Raw genomic sequence first — 17,663 nt, forward strand, 5'->3', positions numbered from 1 at the left:
CCGAACGACGCGTGCTGATTAGAAGCTTCTCTATCAAACGGCGCATGCGCTTTCGCGTATTCTGCGCTGGCGATGCAAACGGCACGCCGCTAGCATGGGCCCGCATCGCGAAGACCGGTGCCGCGCATCCCACCACTATGCCCATAAAGCCGCGCGACCACGATCGCGCCGTCTCATATCAAGGAGGAAGGCAATGACTCAATTCACTCATCGTGCGCGCGCGCTCGCGCTGCGCACCGCCCGTCATGCCGCGCTCGCCGGCGCCCTGCTCGCCAGCGCCGTGACCGCGATGGCGCAGACCGAGACACCGATCGGCATGTGGCAAACCATCGACGATCATACGGGCCAACCGAAAGCGCTCGTGCAGATCACGCAAGACGGCAATGGCGAATTGAACGGCAAAGTCGTCAAGGGTCTCGGGGCGAACGACCAGCCGGATCGCCGCTGCAGCGCATGCACCGACGCGCGCAAGGACCAACCGATCCTCGGCATGACCATCATCAACAGCATGAAGAAGGATGGCGACGCGTGGGATCATGGCCAGATTCTCGATCCTGAAAACGGCAAGGTCTACAAGTGCAAGATGCATCTCGAAGACGGCGGCAACAAGCTCGTGGTGCGAGGCTATATTGGCGTTGCGCTGCTCGGCCGCTCGCAGACGTGGATCCGGCAGCAGTGAGGTTCGACGTGGAGCCTTTGTGTGGCCTCGCACGTTGCCTGAATGAGCGCATCATGCTGCAACGATGGCGCGCTCAGCACCAGCACGTACAGCATAAAAAAACGGCCGGCGATCCAGAATCGCGCGGCCGTTCTCATTGGGGCAAGTTGTTTGCGTGGGTCATGCTGCCTGCTTGAACGGTGCAGCGTAACCGGACGGCGTCGCCGACACTGCCGTGGCGGATACCTGGTCGTACACGGCGGGCGGAACACGGAACGCCGCGGCTGTGCGGCGGGCCCCGGCGCGCTTGTGCGGCGCGCTCGCGTGCATGCGCATACGCGCTTCCATCAATCTGCAGAGATCTTCGCTTGCGGTGCCGAGCAGTTGCTCCGTGACGTGTTTGAGCACGCCCGATTGGTACCAGGACTTGAAGCGGCGATGACAGGTTTGATACGACGGGTAGCGGCGCGGCATGGTCGACCAGGTGGCGCCGCTATACATGACCCAAAGCACGCCGTTGAGCACTGAGCGGGTATTGGCCAGGGGACGGCCACGCATTTCGGCACGCGGCCGGAGTTCAGGCAGCAGTGGCGCAACGCGCTGCCATTCTTCATCGGTGATTTCGCGGTACGAGTTCATGCTTCCTCCTTTGTCAGAACAACGACAAAAGATAGCTAGTCACCCGCGCGCGGAATATAAGACCACTCCGATTCCTAAGGACTGTCCTACGCCGAGGCTCAGGTTAGAGACGTATCGACGATTCGGCGAGGTGTATCGAGATACTCCTTCGACTGCATCTCGACGATGCGCGATACCGTCCGCGTGAATTCGTTGGCCATCGGACCGTCGACGTACAACTCCTCCGGCGGCACCGCGGCCGACATCAGGAGCTTGACCTTGTGGTCATAGAACACGTCGATGAGCCAGGTGAAGCGGCGCGCTTCCGACGCCATGCGCGCCGACATCTGCGGCACGTCCGACAGGATCACCGCGTGAAAGCGGGTCGCGAGTTCAAGGTAGTCGTTCTGCGAGCGCGGGCCGCCGCACAGCGTCGCGAAGTCGAACCAGACGACGCCATCCGCGCGGCGCAGCGCCTTCAGCTCGCGCTTCTCGATATGGAGCAGCGGACTTTCGTCAGGCACTGCGGCGAGGCGCGCGAAGGCGTCGCGCAGCGCCTTGCCGGCAGCGGCGTCCAGCGGCGTGTGATAGACCTCCACCTGGGCGAGCGTGCGCTGCCGGTAGTCGATCCCCGCGTCGACGTTGATCACGTCGAGCTTCTGCTTGATCAGCTCGATCGCGGGCAGCATGCGGTCGCGATGCAGGCCGTCCGGGTACAGCGTGTCGGGCGCGTAGTTGGACGTCATCACGAACTGCACGCCGTTCTCGAACAGCTTGTCGAGCAGACGATACAGAATCATCGCGTCGGCGATATCCGACACGTGGAATTCGTCGAAGCAGATCAGCCGATAGCGCTTCGCGATGCGGCGCGCGAGTTCGTCGAGCGGATCTGCCCGGCCCTTGAGTTCTTCGAGCTCGCGATGCACCTCGCGCATGAACTCATGGAAGTGCAGGCGGGTTTTGCGATGCAACGGCACGATCATGTAGAAGCTGTCCATCAGGAAGCTCTTGCCGCGGCCCACGCCGCCCCACATGTACACCCCGCGCGGTAAATCCGGGTGAATGATCAGCTTCTTGAACGCGTTCGAGCGGCGCGACTTGTATTCGGTCCACTCTTCATAGCACCGCTGCAGGCGGTCGACCGCCGCGCGCTGCGCCGGATCGGATTGATAACCCCGCGTCTGCAGTTCTTTTTCGTAGTATTCGGTGACGTTCATCGTGTTGCTGCAAAAAGAAAGGCGGGAGGGAGTGAACCCCGCCCGCCTTTGGTGATGCCAAGGTTGCGTTTCGGTCAGGCGTGCGCGCTTACATGTTCAGCGCGCGCTTGTCGACGGCGAGTGCCGCTTCCCGCATGACTTCCGACAGCGACGGGTGCGGATGGCAAATCCGGCCGATGTCTTCCGACGCCGCCTTGAACTCCATCGCCACCACGGCTTCCGCGATCAGGTCCGATGCGTTCGCCGAGATGATGTGCACGCCGAGCAGTTCGTCGGTCTTCGCGTCGGCGATCATCTTGACGAAACCGTCCGCCTTGTTGATGCCGAGCGCGCGGCCGTTCGCCATGAACGGGAACTGGCCCGTCTTGATCTCGCGGCCTTCGGCCTTCAGCTGCTGCTCGGTCTTGCCGACCCATGCGATTTCCGGCTCGGTGTAGATCACCCACGGAACGCAGTTGTAGTCGATGTGCGGCTTCTGGCCGTCGATCACTTCCGCGACCATCACGCCTTCGTCTTCGGCCTTGTGCGCGAGCATCGGGCCACGCACCACGTCGCCGATCGCGTACACGTTCGGCACAGCCGTCGCGCAGTGGTCATCCACGTCGATGAAGCCGCGCTCGTTGGCCTTCAGGCCGATCGATTCAAGGCCGAGGTTGTCGGTGTTCGGCACGCGGCCGACCGACACGATCAGGCGGTCGGCTTCGAGCGTCTGCGCGTTGCCGTCCTTGTCCGTGTAGGCGATCGTCACGCCGTTCGCGCCCGTCTTCACTTCGCCGACCTTCACGCCGACGTGGATGTCGAGACCCTGCTTCTTGAACTGCTTGGCCGCTTCCTTCGACAGCGCCTGGTCAGCCGCGCCGAGGAACTCCGGCAGCGCTTCGAGCACCGTCACGTCCGCGCCGAGGCGGCGCCACACCGAGCCAAGCTCCAGACCGATCACGCCCGCGCCGATCACGGCGAGCTTCTTCGGTCCCGTGTCGAAGCTCAATGCGCCTTCGTTGTCGGCGATCAGCTTGTTGTCGACCGGGATGCCCGGCAGATGACGCGCCTTCGAACCCGTCGCGATGATCACGTTCTTCGCCGTGACGACTTCGGTTTCGCCTTCGCCGCTCACTTCGATCTGCACGCCGGCGTTGGTCTTGCCGGTGAACTTGCCGTGGCCCTTGAGCCACGTGATCTTGTTCTTGCGGAACAGGAATTCGATGCCCTTGGTCATCTTCTCGACGATGCCGTCCTTGCGGGCCATCATCTTCGAGATATCGACCGACACGTCGCCCACCGAGATGCCGTGGTCGGCGAGGTGATGCGACGCGTTTTCAAACTCTTCCGACGACGCGAGCAGCGCCTTCGACGGAATGCAGCCGACGTTCAGGCAGGTGCCGCCGAGCTTCAGCGCGCCGGCCGGGTTCTTCCATTTTTCGATACATGCGACGGTCTTGCCGAGCTGCGCTGCGCGGATGGCGGCGATATAACCGCCAGGGCCTGCGCCGATCACGACGACGTCAAATTCTTTGGACATGACAATCCCTTTGATAGCGGAACGGCGCCGGACCACCCAAGGTGGCGCGCGCCGTTCCCGTACTGCGAAATGCTAGATACGTACTGACTAGATGACGCCGGCTTGCGGTTTCACAAGCCGGCGCGCTCCGGGCGGGCGCTTACAGGTCGAGCAGCAGGCGTGCCGGATCTTCCAGCGCGTCCTTCATCGCGACCAGCGACAGCACGGCTTCGCGGCCGTCGATGATGCGGTGATCGTACGACAGCGCGAGGTAGTTCATCGGGCGGATCACGATCTGGCCGTTTTCGACCACAGCGCGTTCCTTGGTGGCGTGCACGCCGAGAATCGCGGACTGCGGCGGGTTGATGATCGGGGTCGACAGCATCGAGCCGAACACGCCGCCGTTCGAGATCGAGAACGTACCGCCGGTCATTTCTTCGATCGACAGCTTGCCGTCCTTCGCCTTCTGGCCGAATTCGGCGATCTTCTTCTCGATGTCGGCGAGGCTCAGCTGATCTGCGTTGCGCAGGATCGGCACCACCAGACCGCGCGGCGAACCGACCGCGATACCGATGTCGAAGTAGCCGTGATAGACGATGTCGTTACCGTCGATCGACGCGTTCACGAGCGGGAACTTCTTCAGCGCATGAACAGCCGCCTTCACGAAGAACGACATGAAGCCGAGCTTCACGCCGTGTTCCTTCTCGAACTTGTCCTTGTACTTGTTGCGCAGATCCATGACCGGCGCCATGTTCACTTCGTTGAACGTCGTGAGGATGGCGTTGGTTTGCTGCGACTCGAGCAGACGCTCGGCGATACGCGCACGCAGACGCGACATCGGCACGCGCTGTTCCGGACGGTCCTTCAGCCACTGGTCGGCCGATGCCGGAGCCTTGACGTCCGGCAGCGACGGCTTGGCAGCCTTCGGTGCGGCAGCCGGCGCCGGTGCAGCCTTGGCAGCCGGAGCGCCTGCGGTCAGCACGTCGCCCTTGGTGATGCGGCCGTCGCGGCCCGTGCCGGCGACGTCGCCAGCAGCCAGACCCTTCTCGGCCATCAGCTTGCCGGCAGCCGGCGAAGCAGCGGTGTTCGAGCCCGTTGCGGCAGCAGCCTGAGCCGCGGGCGCGGGAGCCGCTGCGGCGACCGGAGCCGGCTTCACTTCCGCTTCGACAGCGGCGGCGCCTGCGGTGCCTTCCGTGTCGATCTTCGCGATCACCTGGTCCGCCGTGACCGTGTCACCGTCGTTCGAGATGACTTGCGCGAGCACGCCTGCTGCCGGAGCCGGCACTTCGAGCACGACCTTGTCGGTCTCGATTTCGATGAGGATTTCGTCCTGAGCGACAGCCTCGCCGGGCTTCTTCTTCCACTGCAGCATGGTCGCTTCCGAGACCGACTCGGAGAGCTGGGGAACCTTGACTTCAACAATAGCCATTATGAGTATCCTGAATACGTATCGGGTGACGGCGCATTTTCACGACCGCCTGCGAACCGCGCGCACTGCGCCTGAACCACATGGGAACGTTCGGCGCGGCGCGGGAAAGCGCACTGCGCTCTCCCGGCTCGTCTGTTTCTTTACTTGGCGATCGACGCGCTCTTGAGGCGGCCGAAAGCGCCTTCGACCAGCGCCTTCTGCTGCTCGTAGTGCTTCGCGTAGTAGCCGACTGCAGGCGAAGCCGAAGCCGGACGGCCGCTGTACGCCAACTTCTGTCCTTCCTTCATGCCTTCCTTCAGATGGTGCTCGATGTAGAACCACGGGCCCTGATTCTGCGGCTCGTCCTGCACCCACACCACTTCGGTTGCGTTGTCGTACTTCTTCAATTCCGCTTCGAACTGCTTGTGAGCGAACGGATACAGCTGTTCGATACGGACGATCGCGACGTCGTTCACCTTCGCTTCGCGGCGATGCGCGACCAGGTCGTAGTACACGCGGCCCGAGCAGACCAGCACGCGCTTGACCTTCTTCGCGTCGATGGTTTCGTCCACTTCGCCGATCACCGGCTGGAACGAACCCTTCGCGAGTTCCGACAGATCCGACACGGCTTCCTTGTGGCGCAGCAACGACTTCGGCGTTGCGACGATCAGCGGCTTGCGGAACAGACGGATCATCTGGCGACGCAGCAGGTGGAAGATCTGCGCCGGCGTGGTCGGCTGAACGACCTGCATGTTGTGGTCTGCGCACAGTTGCAGGAAACGCTCGATACGCGCCGACGAGTGCTCCGGACCCTGGCCCTCGTAGCCGTGCGGCAACAGCATCGTCAGGCCCGACACGCGGCCCCACTTCACTTCGCCCGACGAGATGAACTGGTCGATCACGACCTGTGCGCCGTTCACGAAGTCGCCGAACTGCGCTTCCCACGCGACGAACGTGTTCGGTTCAGCGGTCGAGTAGCCGTATTCGAAGCCGAGCACCGCTTCTTCGGACAGCACCGAGTCGATCACCGTGAACTTCGCCTGACCTTCGGCGATGTTCTGCAGCGGCACGTAGGTGCCGTCGTTCCAGCGCTCGCGGTTCTGGTCGTGCAGCACCGCATGACGGTGCGTGAACGTGCCGCGGCCCGAATCCTGGCCGGTCAGACGAACGGCGTAGCCCGACGCGACCAGCGATGCGAACGCGAGGTGCTCGCCCATGCCCCAGTCGAGCTTCGCTTCGCCGCGGCCCATCGCGCGACGGTCGTTGATCACGCGCTCGACGAGCGGGTGAACCTTGAAGTTTTCCGGAATGGTGGTGATGCGCTCGGCGAGGCGCTTCAGTTCCGCGAGCGGCACGGCCGTGTCGGCCGCGTCGGTCCACTTGCGGTTCAGGAACGGCACCCAGTCCACCGCGTACTTGCTCTTGTAGTTCGAGAGCACCGGGTCGACCGTGTGGTGGCCTTCGTCCATCGCCTTGCGGTAGGCCTTGACGAATTCTTCGCCTTCGTCGGCCTTGATGACGCCCTGCTGCACGAGCTTTTCAGCGTACAGTGCGCGCGTGCCCGGGTGCTTCGAGATCGTCTTGTACATCAGCGGCTGCGTGACCGCCGGCGTGTCCTGCTCGTTGTGACCCAGCTTGCGGAAGCAGACGATGTCGACGACGACATCCTTGTGGAACTGCATGCGGAAGTCGATCGCCATCTGGATGGCCAGCACGACAGCTTCGGGATCGTCGCCGTTCACGTGCAGCACCGGCGCTTCGATCATCTTGACGACATCCGAGCAGTACAACGTGGAGCGCGAATCGCGCGGGTCCGACGTCGTGAAGCCGATCTGGTTGTTGATGACGATGTGCAGCGTGCCGTGCGTGCCGTAACCGCGCGTTTGCGCGAGGTTCAGCGTTTCCATCACGACGCCCTGGCCTGCGAAGGCCGCGTCGCCGTGGATCTGCACCGGCAGCACCTGGATGCCGTTTTCGTCGCCGCGGCGGTCCATACGCGCCTTCGCCGAGCCCTCGACCACCGGGTTGACGATTTCGAGGTGCGACGGGTTGAACGCGAGCGACAGGTGAACCGGACCGCCTTCGGTCGCGACGTCCGACGAGAAGCCCTTGTGGTACTTCACATCGCCAGCCGGCAGATCATCGACGTGCTTGCCTTCGAATTCAGCGAACAGGTCGGCCGGCATCTTGCCGAGCGTGTTGACCAGCACATTCAGACGGCCACGGTGAGCCATCGCGATGACGATTTCCTGAACGCCGCGCAGACCGCCGTGACGCACGACTTCGTCCATCGCCGCGATGAAGCTCTCGCCGCCTTCGAGCGAGAAGCGCTTCTGACCGACGTACTTGGTGTGCAGGAAACGCTCGAGGCCTTCGGCGGCCGTCAGGCGGTTCAGGATGTGCTTCTTCTTGTCGTTGCTGAAGTTCGGCGTCGAACGGATCGATTCGAGGCGTTCCTTCCACCAGCGCTTCTGTTCTGGATCGCTGATGTACATGTACTCGGCGCCGATCGTGCCGCAGTACGTGTCGCGCAGGGCTTTGACGATCTCGCGCAGCGTCGCGCGCTCGAACCCGAAGTACAGATTCGTTGCGCTGAACTCCTGGTCCATGTCGGCTTCGGTGAAGTCGTAGAACGCGGGTTCAAGTTCGGGGATCGCGGGACGTTCGCGGCGCTTCAGAGGATCGAGATTGGCCCATTGCGAGCCGAGGAAGCGATATGCGCCGATGAGGGACTGGACGTAAACCTGTTTGCGGGCAGTTGCGAGATCTTCGCCGCCGGTCGTTGCGCGCGGCAGGAAGGCATTGGCCTTGGCGCGCTGTGCAAACGATTCGACGATCGGGCCGTGGGCCACGTCGTTGGCGTTGCTGCCGTCCGATGCGGGCACGTTCTGCAACGCATCGAAATAGCTGCGCCAGGTCTCGGGCACTGACGCCGGATTATCGAGATACGCTTCGTACATTTCTTCAACGTACGGAGCATTGCCGCCGAACAGATAAGAGTTCGACTGGAATTGCTTCATCATTTTTACGCTCACCTTTCTTCGAGCTTCTCGAGAAATAGCGGGTTACAGAACCTTCCGCGACACGGCCTGACCGTTTAGCGGATTGCGCGAATCAAGTCTTGCTTGGAAGGACCTAAAACTTTGCACCCGGGAGCATAGCACAGAACGAATAGCCCAGATAGCGGACAGCACACGCGGGAAAGCCTGTGATGGCGGGCGTTTCGCGGGTGACGGGGTGCTTCTTCAAAGCGCGCAATAGTCTTCTGTAGAAAATGAGAAGGCGAATTGCGCAATAGGTGTCTACACCTGTGTCGTCCGGAAAGTGCCTAGGCATGATGCAACGCCACAAGTGCCGACGCGCCGAAAACAAAAAAGCCACCCGAAGGTGGCTTCCGTTGCCTGCTGTCCAGACGGATTCGAGTCCCGCTTATTCGCCGGCAACCTTGTTGCGGCTGGCGCTGCGGCGCTCGTGTTCCTTCAGGTAGCGCTTGCGCAGACGGATCGACTTCGGCGTGACTTCGACCAGCTCGTCGTCGTCGATGAACTCGACAGCGTATTCGAGCGACAGCTGAACCGGCGGCACGAGACGCACCGCTTCATCGGTGCCCGACGCGCGCACGTTGGTGAGCTGCTTGCCCTTGATCGGGTTCACGACGAGATCGTTGTCGCGGCTGTGAATGCCAATGATCATGCCTTCATACAGCGCTTCACCCGGCGACACGAACATGCGGCCGCGGTCCTGCAGCTTCCACAATGCGTACGCGACTGCCGCGCCGTCGTCCTGCGAGATCAGCACGCCGTTGCGACGCTCGCCGACCGCGCCTTCCTTGACCGGCTGGTACGAATCGAAGGTGTGGCTCATCAGACCCGTGCCGCGCGTCAGCGTGAGGAATTCCGACTGGAAGCCGATCAGACCACGTGCCGAAATACGGTACTCGAGACGCGTGCGGCCACGGCCGTCCGACGCCATGTCGAGCATTTCGCCCTTGCGGCGGCCGAGTTCTTCCATTACGCCGCCCTGGTGGGTGTCTTCCATGTCGACGGTCAGGTTTTCGTACGGCTCGTGCTTCTCGCCGTTGATTTCCTGCATCACGACACGCGGACGCGACACGGCCAGCTCGTAGCCTTCGCGGCGCATGTTTTCGACCAGAATGGTCAGGTGCAGCTCACCGCGGCCCGCCACTTCGAACGTGGTTTCGTCCCCGGTATCGCGCACGCGCAGCGCGACGTTGTGATTCAGTTCCTTCATCAGGCGGTCGCGGATCTGACGGCTCGTGACGAACTTGCCTTCGCGGCCCGCGAGCGGCGACGAGTTGACGAGGAAGTTCATCGTCAGCGTGGGTTCGTCGACGGTGATCATCGGCAGCGCTTCCGGCTGTTCCGGCGAGCAGATCGTCACGCCGATGCCGACTTCCTCGATGCCGTTGATCAGCACGATGTCGCCCGCCTCAGCAGAGTCGACCTGCACGCGATCGAGGCCCTTGAACGACAGCACCTGGTTGATCTTGCGATTGAGGATTTCGCCTTCCGGGCCCGAGCGCACCGCGACGGCCATGCCCGGCTTGATACGCCCGCGGGTGATACGGCCAATGCCGATACGGCCGACGTACGACGAGTAGTCGAGCGACGTGATCTGCAGTTGCAGCGGACCTTCCGGATCGGCCGGGCGCACCGGCACGTGCTGAAGGATTGCCTCGAACAGCGGACGCATATCGCCGTCGCGCACGTCAGGCGTGAGACCCGCGTAGCCGTTCAGCCCCGATGCGTAGACGATCGGGAAGTCGAGCTGCTCTTCGCTCGCGCCGAGCTTGTCGAACAGGTCGAAGGTCTGGTTGATCACCCAGTCGACCCGCGCGCCCGGACGGTCGACCTTGTTGATCACGACGATCGGCTTCAGGCCGAGCGCGAGCGCCTTCTTCGTGACGAAGCGGGTTTGCGGCATCGGGCCTTCCACCGCGTCGACGAGCAGCAGCACCGAGTCGACCATCGACAGCACGCGCTCAACTTCGCCGCCGAAGTCGGCGTGCCCCGGCGTGTCGACGATATTGATGTGCGTGCCTTCGTACTCCACCGCGCAATTCTTCGACAGGATCGTGATGCCGCGCTCTTTTTCGATGTCGTTCGAGTCCATCACGCGCTCGGCGATCTGCTGGTTCTCGCGGAACGTGGCGGTCTGACGGAGGAGCTGGTCGACGAGCGTAGTCTTGCCGTGGTCGACGTGAGCAATGATGGCAATGTTGCGTAGGGCGCGGGTCATAGGAAACCTGAAGACGGTTGAGTGCGCCGCTTGCTTATGCTGCTGGTTGAGGAGCCAAACCACGACAACAAGCCCAAAGCGCACTTTTGGGAACCCAAAAGTATAGCACGCGCTGATGATCCTTTCTGGTATTCCCCGATAGACCGTAGCTCTGCGGGTCCCCGTTGAGCTTTGCGAATACCGCGTCATCCGCGCCCTACGCCAATCCGTACGGCATCTCGCTAGAGCAGGAAATAATCCTTGCCTAAGCTGTATTTACGCTTGTCGTGTCAATCAACAGCCAGCTATACTAATGCCTAGTCAACCATTGCAATCGCACGAGAATCATGACGGAGCCGTCCCACGACCCCACGCCGGACCTCAGCGAGTATCAACTCGGCGAAAGCGTCGGTTATCTCATCTCGCGGGTGAAATCGACTCTGCACAATCTGGTTACGCAGCGCAGCATGGCCGAGCTCGGCATCACTAGCCAGCAAGGCAGCATCCTGTTCATGGTGGCGAGCGGCAAATGCCTGCTCGCGGCCGAGTTGGCCCGTGAATATGGTATCGACGCAAGCGCCGTCACGCGCCTGATCGACCGACTCGAAAAGCGCGGCCTGCTCACGCGGGTGCGCAGTAACGAAGACCGGCGCGTCGTGCGCCTCGCGTTGACGCCGGAAGGCAATGCGATCGCGGCCCGCATGCCGGCAATTTTCAACGGCGTGCTCGACACCCTGCTGAACGGGTTCACCCCGGAGGAAGTGGGCTTCCTGAAGAGCATGCTGCGCCGCGTGCTCGCCAATTCCGGCGAATACACGGGACTTTCCCGCGATGCCTCGAGCCATCCCGATAGCAAATCGTAATAGCTTGCTTGCTGCGTCCATCACTACATTCCACTCAAAGAAGAGTCGAGCGATGAAATCCCTTTCCCTGTCCGCGCCCGCGCTGTCGAGCCGGGCCGCTGTCGCCGCCGCGGTGACGGCGCTCGCCCTCACGGGGTGCGCGAACTACTTCGGCGTCAAGAGCGACAAGCAGATCGCCTCGCCGACGCAGTACGAGTCGACGCAGAGTCTGCCCAACGAGGGCGGCCAGTGGCCATCGCTCGACTGGGCCAACCAGTTCGGAGACCCGCAACTGCCGAAGCTGATCGCGGAAGCGCTCGAGGGCAGCCCGTCGATCGCCCAGGCGCAGGCGCGGCTCGCGAAGGCTTCGTCGTATATCGAAAGCTCGCGCTCGGCGCTATTCCCGAAGGCCGAACTGAACTATTCGTGGACCCGCGAACTGTACTCGGCGAACGCCCTCTTCCCGCCTCCGTTCGGCGGCACCTGGTTTAGCGAGAACAACGTGCTCGCGAGCGCATCGTGGGATCTCGACCTGTGGGGCAAGAATCGTCAGCGCCTCGGCCAGGCCGTATCGCAGCAGAAAGCCGCCGAAGCCGACATGCAGCAGGCGCGCGTGACGCTCGCCGCGTCGGTTGCGAGCACCTACAACCAGCTCGCGCAGCTGTACGCGTTCCGCGACATCGCCGCGCGTGAAATCGCGAACCGCCAGGACGTCGGCCGTATCACGGACAACCGCGTGAAGGCCGGTCTCGACACCAACGTCGAGAAGCAGACCGCCGCCGGCAACATCGCGACGAGCCAGTCGAACCTCACCGATCTCGACGGCCAGATCACCGTCGTGCGCTACCAGTTGGGCGCGCTGCTCGGCAAAGGCCCGGACCGCGGCCTGCTGATCGACAAGCCGGTGCTCACCGGCGGCAACGTGGTCGCGCTGCCGGACAACATCCCGGCCGACCTCGTGGCGCGTCGCGCGGACATCGTCGCCGCGCGCTGGCAGGTCGAAGCCGCGATGCACGACGTGAAGGAAGCGAAAGCCGAGTTCTACCCGGACGTGAATCTCGCGGCCGGCTTCGGCTTCGATGCGTTCGGCTGGGGCCGTTTCCTGACCTCGTCGAGCCGTCAGATCCAGTTCGGCCCGGCGATCCATCTGCCGCTCTTCGACGCCGGCGCGTTGCGCGCCCAGCTGAAGGGCCGCTACGCCGACTTCGAGGGCGACGTCGCGAACTACAACCAGACGTTGATCAACGCTCTGCAGGACGTATCCACGCAGGTGTCGTCGATCCGCTCGATCGACCGCCAGGAAGGCGACGCCCAGCGCGCGCTCGAGGCGTCGAGCAAGGCATACCAGCTGGCCGTGATCCGCTACAAGGCCGGCCTGTCGCCGCAGTTGCAGGTGCTAACCGCCGACGACAACCGCCTTGCCGCCGAGCAGACGGTCACGGGTCTGCAGATGCGCCGCCGCAGTCTGCAGATCGGCCTGATCAAGGCACTGGGTGGCGGCTTCGACGCGACCCAGACCGGTCTCATCGTGCCGACCGATGCTCCCGCATCGGCCAACTCCGCGAACCACGCCACGAGCACCGCCGCGAACTGAGCGAGACCGCCCGCGCCAATACACACGCATACACACGAACACCGAACAAACGACGACGTTCAAAAGAACCCGGAGCACATCAATGAGCACCCCCCAGCAGCCCGCCACTCCACCGCAAGCGGCGAACAACGGCAAACGCAAGCGCATGATGACGCTGCTCGTCATCGTGATCCTGATTGCCGCGGTCGCGTACGGCCTGTACTACTTCCTCGACGCACGCTTCCATGAAGACACCGACGACGCCTACGTGAGCGGCAACGTCGTGCAGATCACGCCGCAGGTCACGGGCACCGTGATCGCAGTCAATGCGGACGACACCCAGGTCGTCAAGGCCGGCGACCCGCTCGTCGTGCTCGACCCCGCCGACGCGCGCGTCGCGCTCGAACAGGCCGAGGCCAATCTTGCGCAGGTGGTGCGTCAGGTGCGGGGTCTGTTCGCCGACGACAGCCAGTACGAAGCGCGGGTCGCGGCGAGCCAGGCGGACCTGTCGCGAGCCCAGGACGACCTGAAGCGCCGTATGACGGTCGCGCAGACCGGCGCGGTATCGCAGGAAGAAATCTCGCACGCACGCGACGCCGTGAAGAGCGCGCAAGCCGCGCTCGACGCCGCCAAACAGCAACTCGCGGCAAACCGCGCGCTGACCGCGAACACCACGATCGCGAATCACCCGAACGTGCAGGCCGCCGCCGCGAAGCTGCGCGACGCGTACCTGAACCACGCTCGCAATACGCTGCCCGCGCCGGTCACCGGCTATGTCGCGAAACGTTCGGTGCAGGTCGGCCAACGCGTGTCGCCGGGCACGCCGCTGATGGCGATCGTGCCGCTGCATGACGTGTGGGTCGACGCGAACTTCAAGGAAGTGCAACTGAAGCACATGCGCATCGGCCAGCCGGTCGAACTGACGGCCGACGTCTACGGCTCTTCGGTGCCGTATCACGGCAAGGTGATCGGCTTCTCCGCCGGCACGGGCTCGGCGTTTTCGCTGCTACCCGCGCAGAACGCGACCGGCAACTGGATCAAGGTCGTGCAGCGTCTGCCGGTGCGTATTTCGCTCGATCCGCAGGAACTCGAGAAGCATCCGCTGCGTATCGGTCTGTCGATGCAGGCTGACGTGAACATCAAGGACGACACCGGCGGCCAGCTCGGTCAGGCGCCGTCCACGGCCTACCAGACCAACGTCTTCGACAAGTACGGCGCCGAAGCCGACGCGGAAATCGCGCGCATCATCGCGGAAAACGCGGGCCAGAACGCGAACGGCGGAGCGCAGAAGTCGACCGCGGCGAGCGCCGCGGCCGCCACGAAACCGGCTGCCCACAAGAGCTAAGGCTCCGCCCGACGATTCCTAGAAGGCTCCGTTAATGGCTCAGGCTCAGGCGCAAGTCCCTCACCCGCCGCTCGAGGGCGCGCAACTGGTGATCGGCACCATCGCGGTGTCGCTCGCCGTGTTCATGAACGTCCTGGACACGTCGATCGCGAACGTGTCCATCCCGTCGATTTCCGGCGACCTCGGCGTGTCGTCCGACCAGGGCACCTGGGTGATCACATCGTTCGCGGTGGCCAACGCGATCTCGGTGCCGCTGACCGGCTGGCTCACCGACCGCATCGGCCAGGTGCGGCTGTTCATGGCGTCGATCGTGTTATTCGTGCTGTCGTCATGGATGTGCGGGCTGTCGCCGAACCTGCCGTTCCTGCTCGCGTCGCGCGTGCTGCAAGGCGCGGTGGCCGGCCCGATGATCCCGCTGTCGCAGACGCTGCTGCTCGCGAGCTATCCGCGCGCGAAGGCGCCAATGGCGCTATCGATGTGGGCGATGACCACGCTGATCGCGCCGGTTGCCGGTCCGATTCTCGGCGGCTGGATTTCCGACAACATCTCGTGGCCGTGGATCTTCTACGTCAACATTCCGGTCGGCGCGGTCGCGGCCGCCGCCACGTGGATGATCTTCCGCAACCGCGACTCGGTGATCAAGAAGGCGCCAATCGACGGCGTCGGTCTCGGTCTTCTGATCGTCTGGGTCGGCTCGCTGCAGGTCATGCTCGACAAGGGCAAGGACCTCGACTGGTTCTCGTCGACGACGATCGTCGTGCTCGCGCTCGTCGCGGTGATCGCGCTCGCGTTTTTCATCGTGTGGGAGCTGACGGCCGAGCATCCGGTGGTCGACCTGTCGCTGTTCAGCCGACGTAATTTCACTGGCGGCACGATCGCGTTGTCGATCGGCTATGGGCTTTACTTCGGCAATCTCGTGCTGTTGCCGCTGTGGCTGCAGACCGATATCGGCTACACCGCGACCGAAGCGGGACTCGTGATGGCGCCCGTCGGCGTGTTCGCGATCCTGTTGTCGCCGATCACCGGCAAGGTGCTGCCGCGCACCGATCCGCGCTATATCGCGACGCTGTCGTTCCTGATTTTCGCGCTGTGTTTCTGGATGCGCTCGCGCTATACGACGGGCGTCGATACGTACTCGCTGATGCTGCCCACGCTGATTCAGGGAATCGGCATGGCTGGCTTCTTCATTCCGCTCGTGTCGATCACGCTGTCGGGCTTGCCGGGCCATCGGATTCCGGCGGCCTCGGGGCTGTCGAACTTCGTGCGGATCATGTGCGGCGGTATCGGCACGTCGATTTTCCAGACCGCGTGGGATCACCGCACGATCATGCACCACGCGCAACTGACGGAGCAGGCGAACGCCTACAACCCGGTGTTTGGTCAGTCGATTCATCAGATGGGCGCGGCGGGCCTGGACCAGCAGCAGACCTATGGTCTCTTCAACACCATGGTCACGCAGCAGGCCGCGCAGCTCGGCGTGAACGATCTGTTCTTCATTTCGGCCGGTATTTTTGTCGCGCTGATTGCGCTGATCTGGATCACGCGGCCGGAACGGGCGGGCGGCGACTCGGGAGCGGCGGCGGCTGCGGCGCATTGAGTCGTATTCGGGGCGTTGCCTGAGTTCGACACCGCTCCACTGTAGGGCGTGAAAAAAGCGGGATCGCACGATGGCGATCCCGCTTTTTTATTGTCCGCGCGGTGCTGGCAAAACGGCGGCCTCTAGCTCTCCGTCGTCACGACCAGACGTTCGGGCGCGAGCACCCCTTCGCCCGGTTTCGCGACCCCCAGAAGCCGCCCCTGCGCCGAGTACACCCTCACGCGCGGGGCATTCGCGGCATCAGCGGCGATCGTCAACGACGACAGCTTCAGGCGCTGGCCGTGCAAGAAGCGACGCGTGTCGTCGTCGTTCAGCGTGACCTGCGGGAACGTCGACAGCAATGCGTCGACCGGCTGCAGCCATGCGTCGCGTTCGAGCTCGGTCGCGGCGGACAACGCGTCGAGCGTGACCGAATGATCCAGCGTCAGCGCGCCGACGCCGGTGCGGCGCAGCGCAACCAGATGCGCGCCGCAGCCGAGCGCCTCGCCGATATCCTCGGCAAGCGTGCGCACGTACGTGCCCTTGCTGCACGTCACGCGAAACGTGACATCCGGTAGCGCGCACGCAATCAGCTCTAGCGCGTGAATCGTCACCGGCCGCCCTTCCCGCTCGACCGTTTGCCCGGCGCGCGCGTACTCATACAGCGGCTTGCCGTCGCGCTTGAGCGCCGAGTACATCGGCGGAACCTGAACGATCTCGCCGATGAATCCCCGCAAAGCCGCCCGCACCGCCGCTTCGTCGCAGTCGACGGCGCGGATGTCGAGCGCCTCGCCCTCGGCGTCGCCGGTGGTCGTCCGGATGCCGAGGCGCATCGTGGCCTCGTAGGTCTTGTCGGCTTCGAGCAGGTCTTGCGAAAACTTGGTGGCCTCGCCGAAACAAAGCGGCAGCAAGCCGGTGGCGAGCGGATCGAGCGTGCCGGTGTGGCCCGCCTTTTTCGCCAGATAGAGACGTTTCGCACGAATCAGCGCGTCGTTGCTCGACAGGCCGAGCGGCTTGTCGAGCAGCAGCACGCCGTCGAGCGCGCGACGCGGCACGCGGGGGCGTTGAGGTGCGGTCATGTCGAGGAAGGCAGAACGTTCGGGAAACACGAAAAACGGCGCCGCGCGCTACTGGAACGCGACGCATCGCAGACGCTCAGTCGTCTTTCGCGCGCGTGGAATTTGCCTCGTCGATCAACCGCGACATCTCCACGGCCCGCTCAATCGTCTTGTCGTAGTGAAAATGCAGAGTCGGCACCGTATGGATATGCAGGCGCTTGAACAGCAGGTTGCGCAGATGGCCGGCCGCGTGCGTCAGCGCTTCGAGCGTCTGCTGCGGGTCGCCCGTCAGCGTCGTGAAGTACACCTTCGCGTGCGCGTAGTCGGGTGTGAGCTCGACGCTCTGAAACGTGACGATACCGATGCGCGGATCCTTGACCTCGCGCAGCAGCTCGGCCAGGTCGCGCTGGATCTGATCGGCGATCTGCACGTTGCGATTGGGAGTAGTACGTTTCTTAGGCATGGTGTTGTGTGCTCCGCTATAACGGATGCAAAAATTGGTTCGCGCGAGCCGTGTTCGTTATCCATTCGATACGACGGCGTCGCGATCGCCGCGACCGGTGAAAGTCCGTTTGCGACGAACGCGGCAACGAAGCCAGCGACAAACCCGACGCAGCGGGCTCAAAAACAAC

At 63.4% G+C, this 17,663-nt stretch carries 13 protein-coding genes; 5 read left to right on the forward strand and 8 right to left on the reverse strand.

What is annotated here, in order from left to right; translation table 11 throughout:
* Positions 1–193: 193 nt before the first annotated feature.
* The gene (locus ACLFKU_RS09860) at positions 194–679 is read left to right on the forward strand and encodes a DUF2147 domain-containing protein (RefSeq protein ID WP_410848947.1); all 486 of its coding nucleotides are present in this window, start codon (positions 194–196) and stop codon (positions 677–679) included.
* Positions 680–838: 159 nt separating this feature from the next.
* On the opposite strand, the gene ACLFKU_RS09865 is transcribed toward ACLFKU_RS09860, so the two are convergent.
* From ACLFKU_RS09865 to typA, 6 genes are all read right to left on the reverse strand, one after another.
* Positions 839–1,297, reverse strand: a complete 459-nt coding sequence (locus ACLFKU_RS09865) for a transposase (protein ID WP_410848948.1) — start codon at positions 1,295–1,297, stop codon at positions 839–841.
* A gap of 98 nt (positions 1,298–1,395) precedes the next feature.
* On the reverse strand, positions 1,396–2,493 hold the full coding sequence (zapE, locus tag ACLFKU_RS09870) for a cell division protein ZapE (RefSeq protein WP_410848949.1): 1,098 nt from the start codon (positions 2,491–2,493) through the stop codon (positions 1,396–1,398).
* An 88-nt stretch (positions 2,494–2,581) separates the two neighbouring features.
* Complete coding sequence (gene lpdA, locus ACLFKU_RS09875) at positions 2,582–4,012, reverse strand: dihydrolipoyl dehydrogenase (RefSeq protein WP_410848950.1); 1,431 nt, start codon at positions 4,010–4,012, stop codon at positions 2,582–2,584.
* Positions 4,013–4,151: 139 nt separating this feature from the next.
* On the reverse strand, positions 4,152–5,420 hold the full coding sequence (gene odhB, locus ACLFKU_RS09880) for a 2-oxoglutarate dehydrogenase complex dihydrolipoyllysine-residue succinyltransferase (protein WP_176135844.1): 1,269 nt from the start codon (positions 5,418–5,420) through the stop codon (positions 4,152–4,154).
* A gap of 140 nt (positions 5,421–5,560) precedes the next feature.
* Positions 5,561–8,422 carry a 2-oxoglutarate dehydrogenase E1 component gene (locus ACLFKU_RS09885; RefSeq protein ID WP_368582708.1) on the reverse strand — a complete coding sequence of 954 codons (2,862 nt, stop codon included), beginning with the start codon at positions 8,420–8,422 and terminating at the stop codon, positions 5,561–5,563.
* A gap of 406 nt (positions 8,423–8,828) precedes the next feature.
* Entirely contained in the window at positions 8,829–10,658 is a 1,830-nt protein-coding gene (typA, locus tag ACLFKU_RS09890; RefSeq protein ID WP_176108910.1) for a translational GTPase TypA, read from the reverse strand.
* Between the two features lie 326 nt (positions 10,659–10,984).
* Between typA and ACLFKU_RS09895 the strand changes: the two genes are divergently transcribed.
* From ACLFKU_RS09895 to ACLFKU_RS09910, 4 genes are all read left to right on the forward strand, one after another.
* Complete coding sequence (locus ACLFKU_RS09895) at positions 10,985–11,500, forward strand: MarR family winged helix-turn-helix transcriptional regulator (protein WP_410848951.1); 516 nt, start codon at positions 10,985–10,987, stop codon at positions 11,498–11,500.
* Positions 11,501–11,552: 52 nt separating this feature from the next.
* Positions 11,553–13,073, forward strand: coding sequence for an efflux transporter outer membrane subunit (locus ACLFKU_RS09900; protein ID WP_410848952.1), 1,521 nt, complete (start codon positions 11,553–11,555; stop codon positions 13,071–13,073).
* Positions 13,074–13,155: 82 nt separating this feature from the next.
* Positions 13,156–14,397: an EmrA/EmrK family multidrug efflux transporter periplasmic adaptor subunit gene (locus ACLFKU_RS09905; RefSeq protein WP_176108913.1), complete on the forward strand. Its 1,242-nt coding sequence runs from the start codon at positions 13,156–13,158 to the stop codon at positions 14,395–14,397.
* Positions 14,398–14,431: 34 nt separating this feature from the next.
* Positions 14,432–15,994, forward strand: coding sequence for a DHA2 family efflux MFS transporter permease subunit (locus tag ACLFKU_RS09910; RefSeq protein WP_368582705.1), 1,563 nt, complete (start codon positions 14,432–14,434; stop codon positions 15,992–15,994).
* A 122-nt stretch (positions 15,995–16,116) separates the two neighbouring features.
* Here the strand turns inward: ACLFKU_RS09910 and truB are convergent, their stop codons facing one another.
* Both truB and rbfA read right to left on the reverse strand, forming a co-directional pair.
* Positions 16,117–17,052 (reverse strand): tRNA pseudouridine(55) synthase TruB, encoded by a 936-nt coding sequence (gene truB / locus ACLFKU_RS09915; protein ID WP_368582704.1) that lies wholly within the window; start codon positions 17,050–17,052, stop codon positions 16,117–16,119.
* A 76-nt stretch (positions 17,053–17,128) separates the two neighbouring features.
* Positions 17,129–17,494, reverse strand: coding sequence for a 30S ribosome-binding factor RbfA (gene rbfA / locus ACLFKU_RS09920; protein ID WP_008922231.1), 366 nt, complete (start codon positions 17,492–17,494; stop codon positions 17,129–17,131).
* Between the last annotated feature and the right edge of the window lie 169 nt (positions 17,495–17,663).

The sequence above is a fragment of the Paraburkholderia sp. EG304 genome, from assembly GCF_046543485.1.
Lineage (GTDB): Bacteria > Pseudomonadota > Gammaproteobacteria > Burkholderiales > Burkholderiaceae > Paraburkholderia > Paraburkholderia youngii.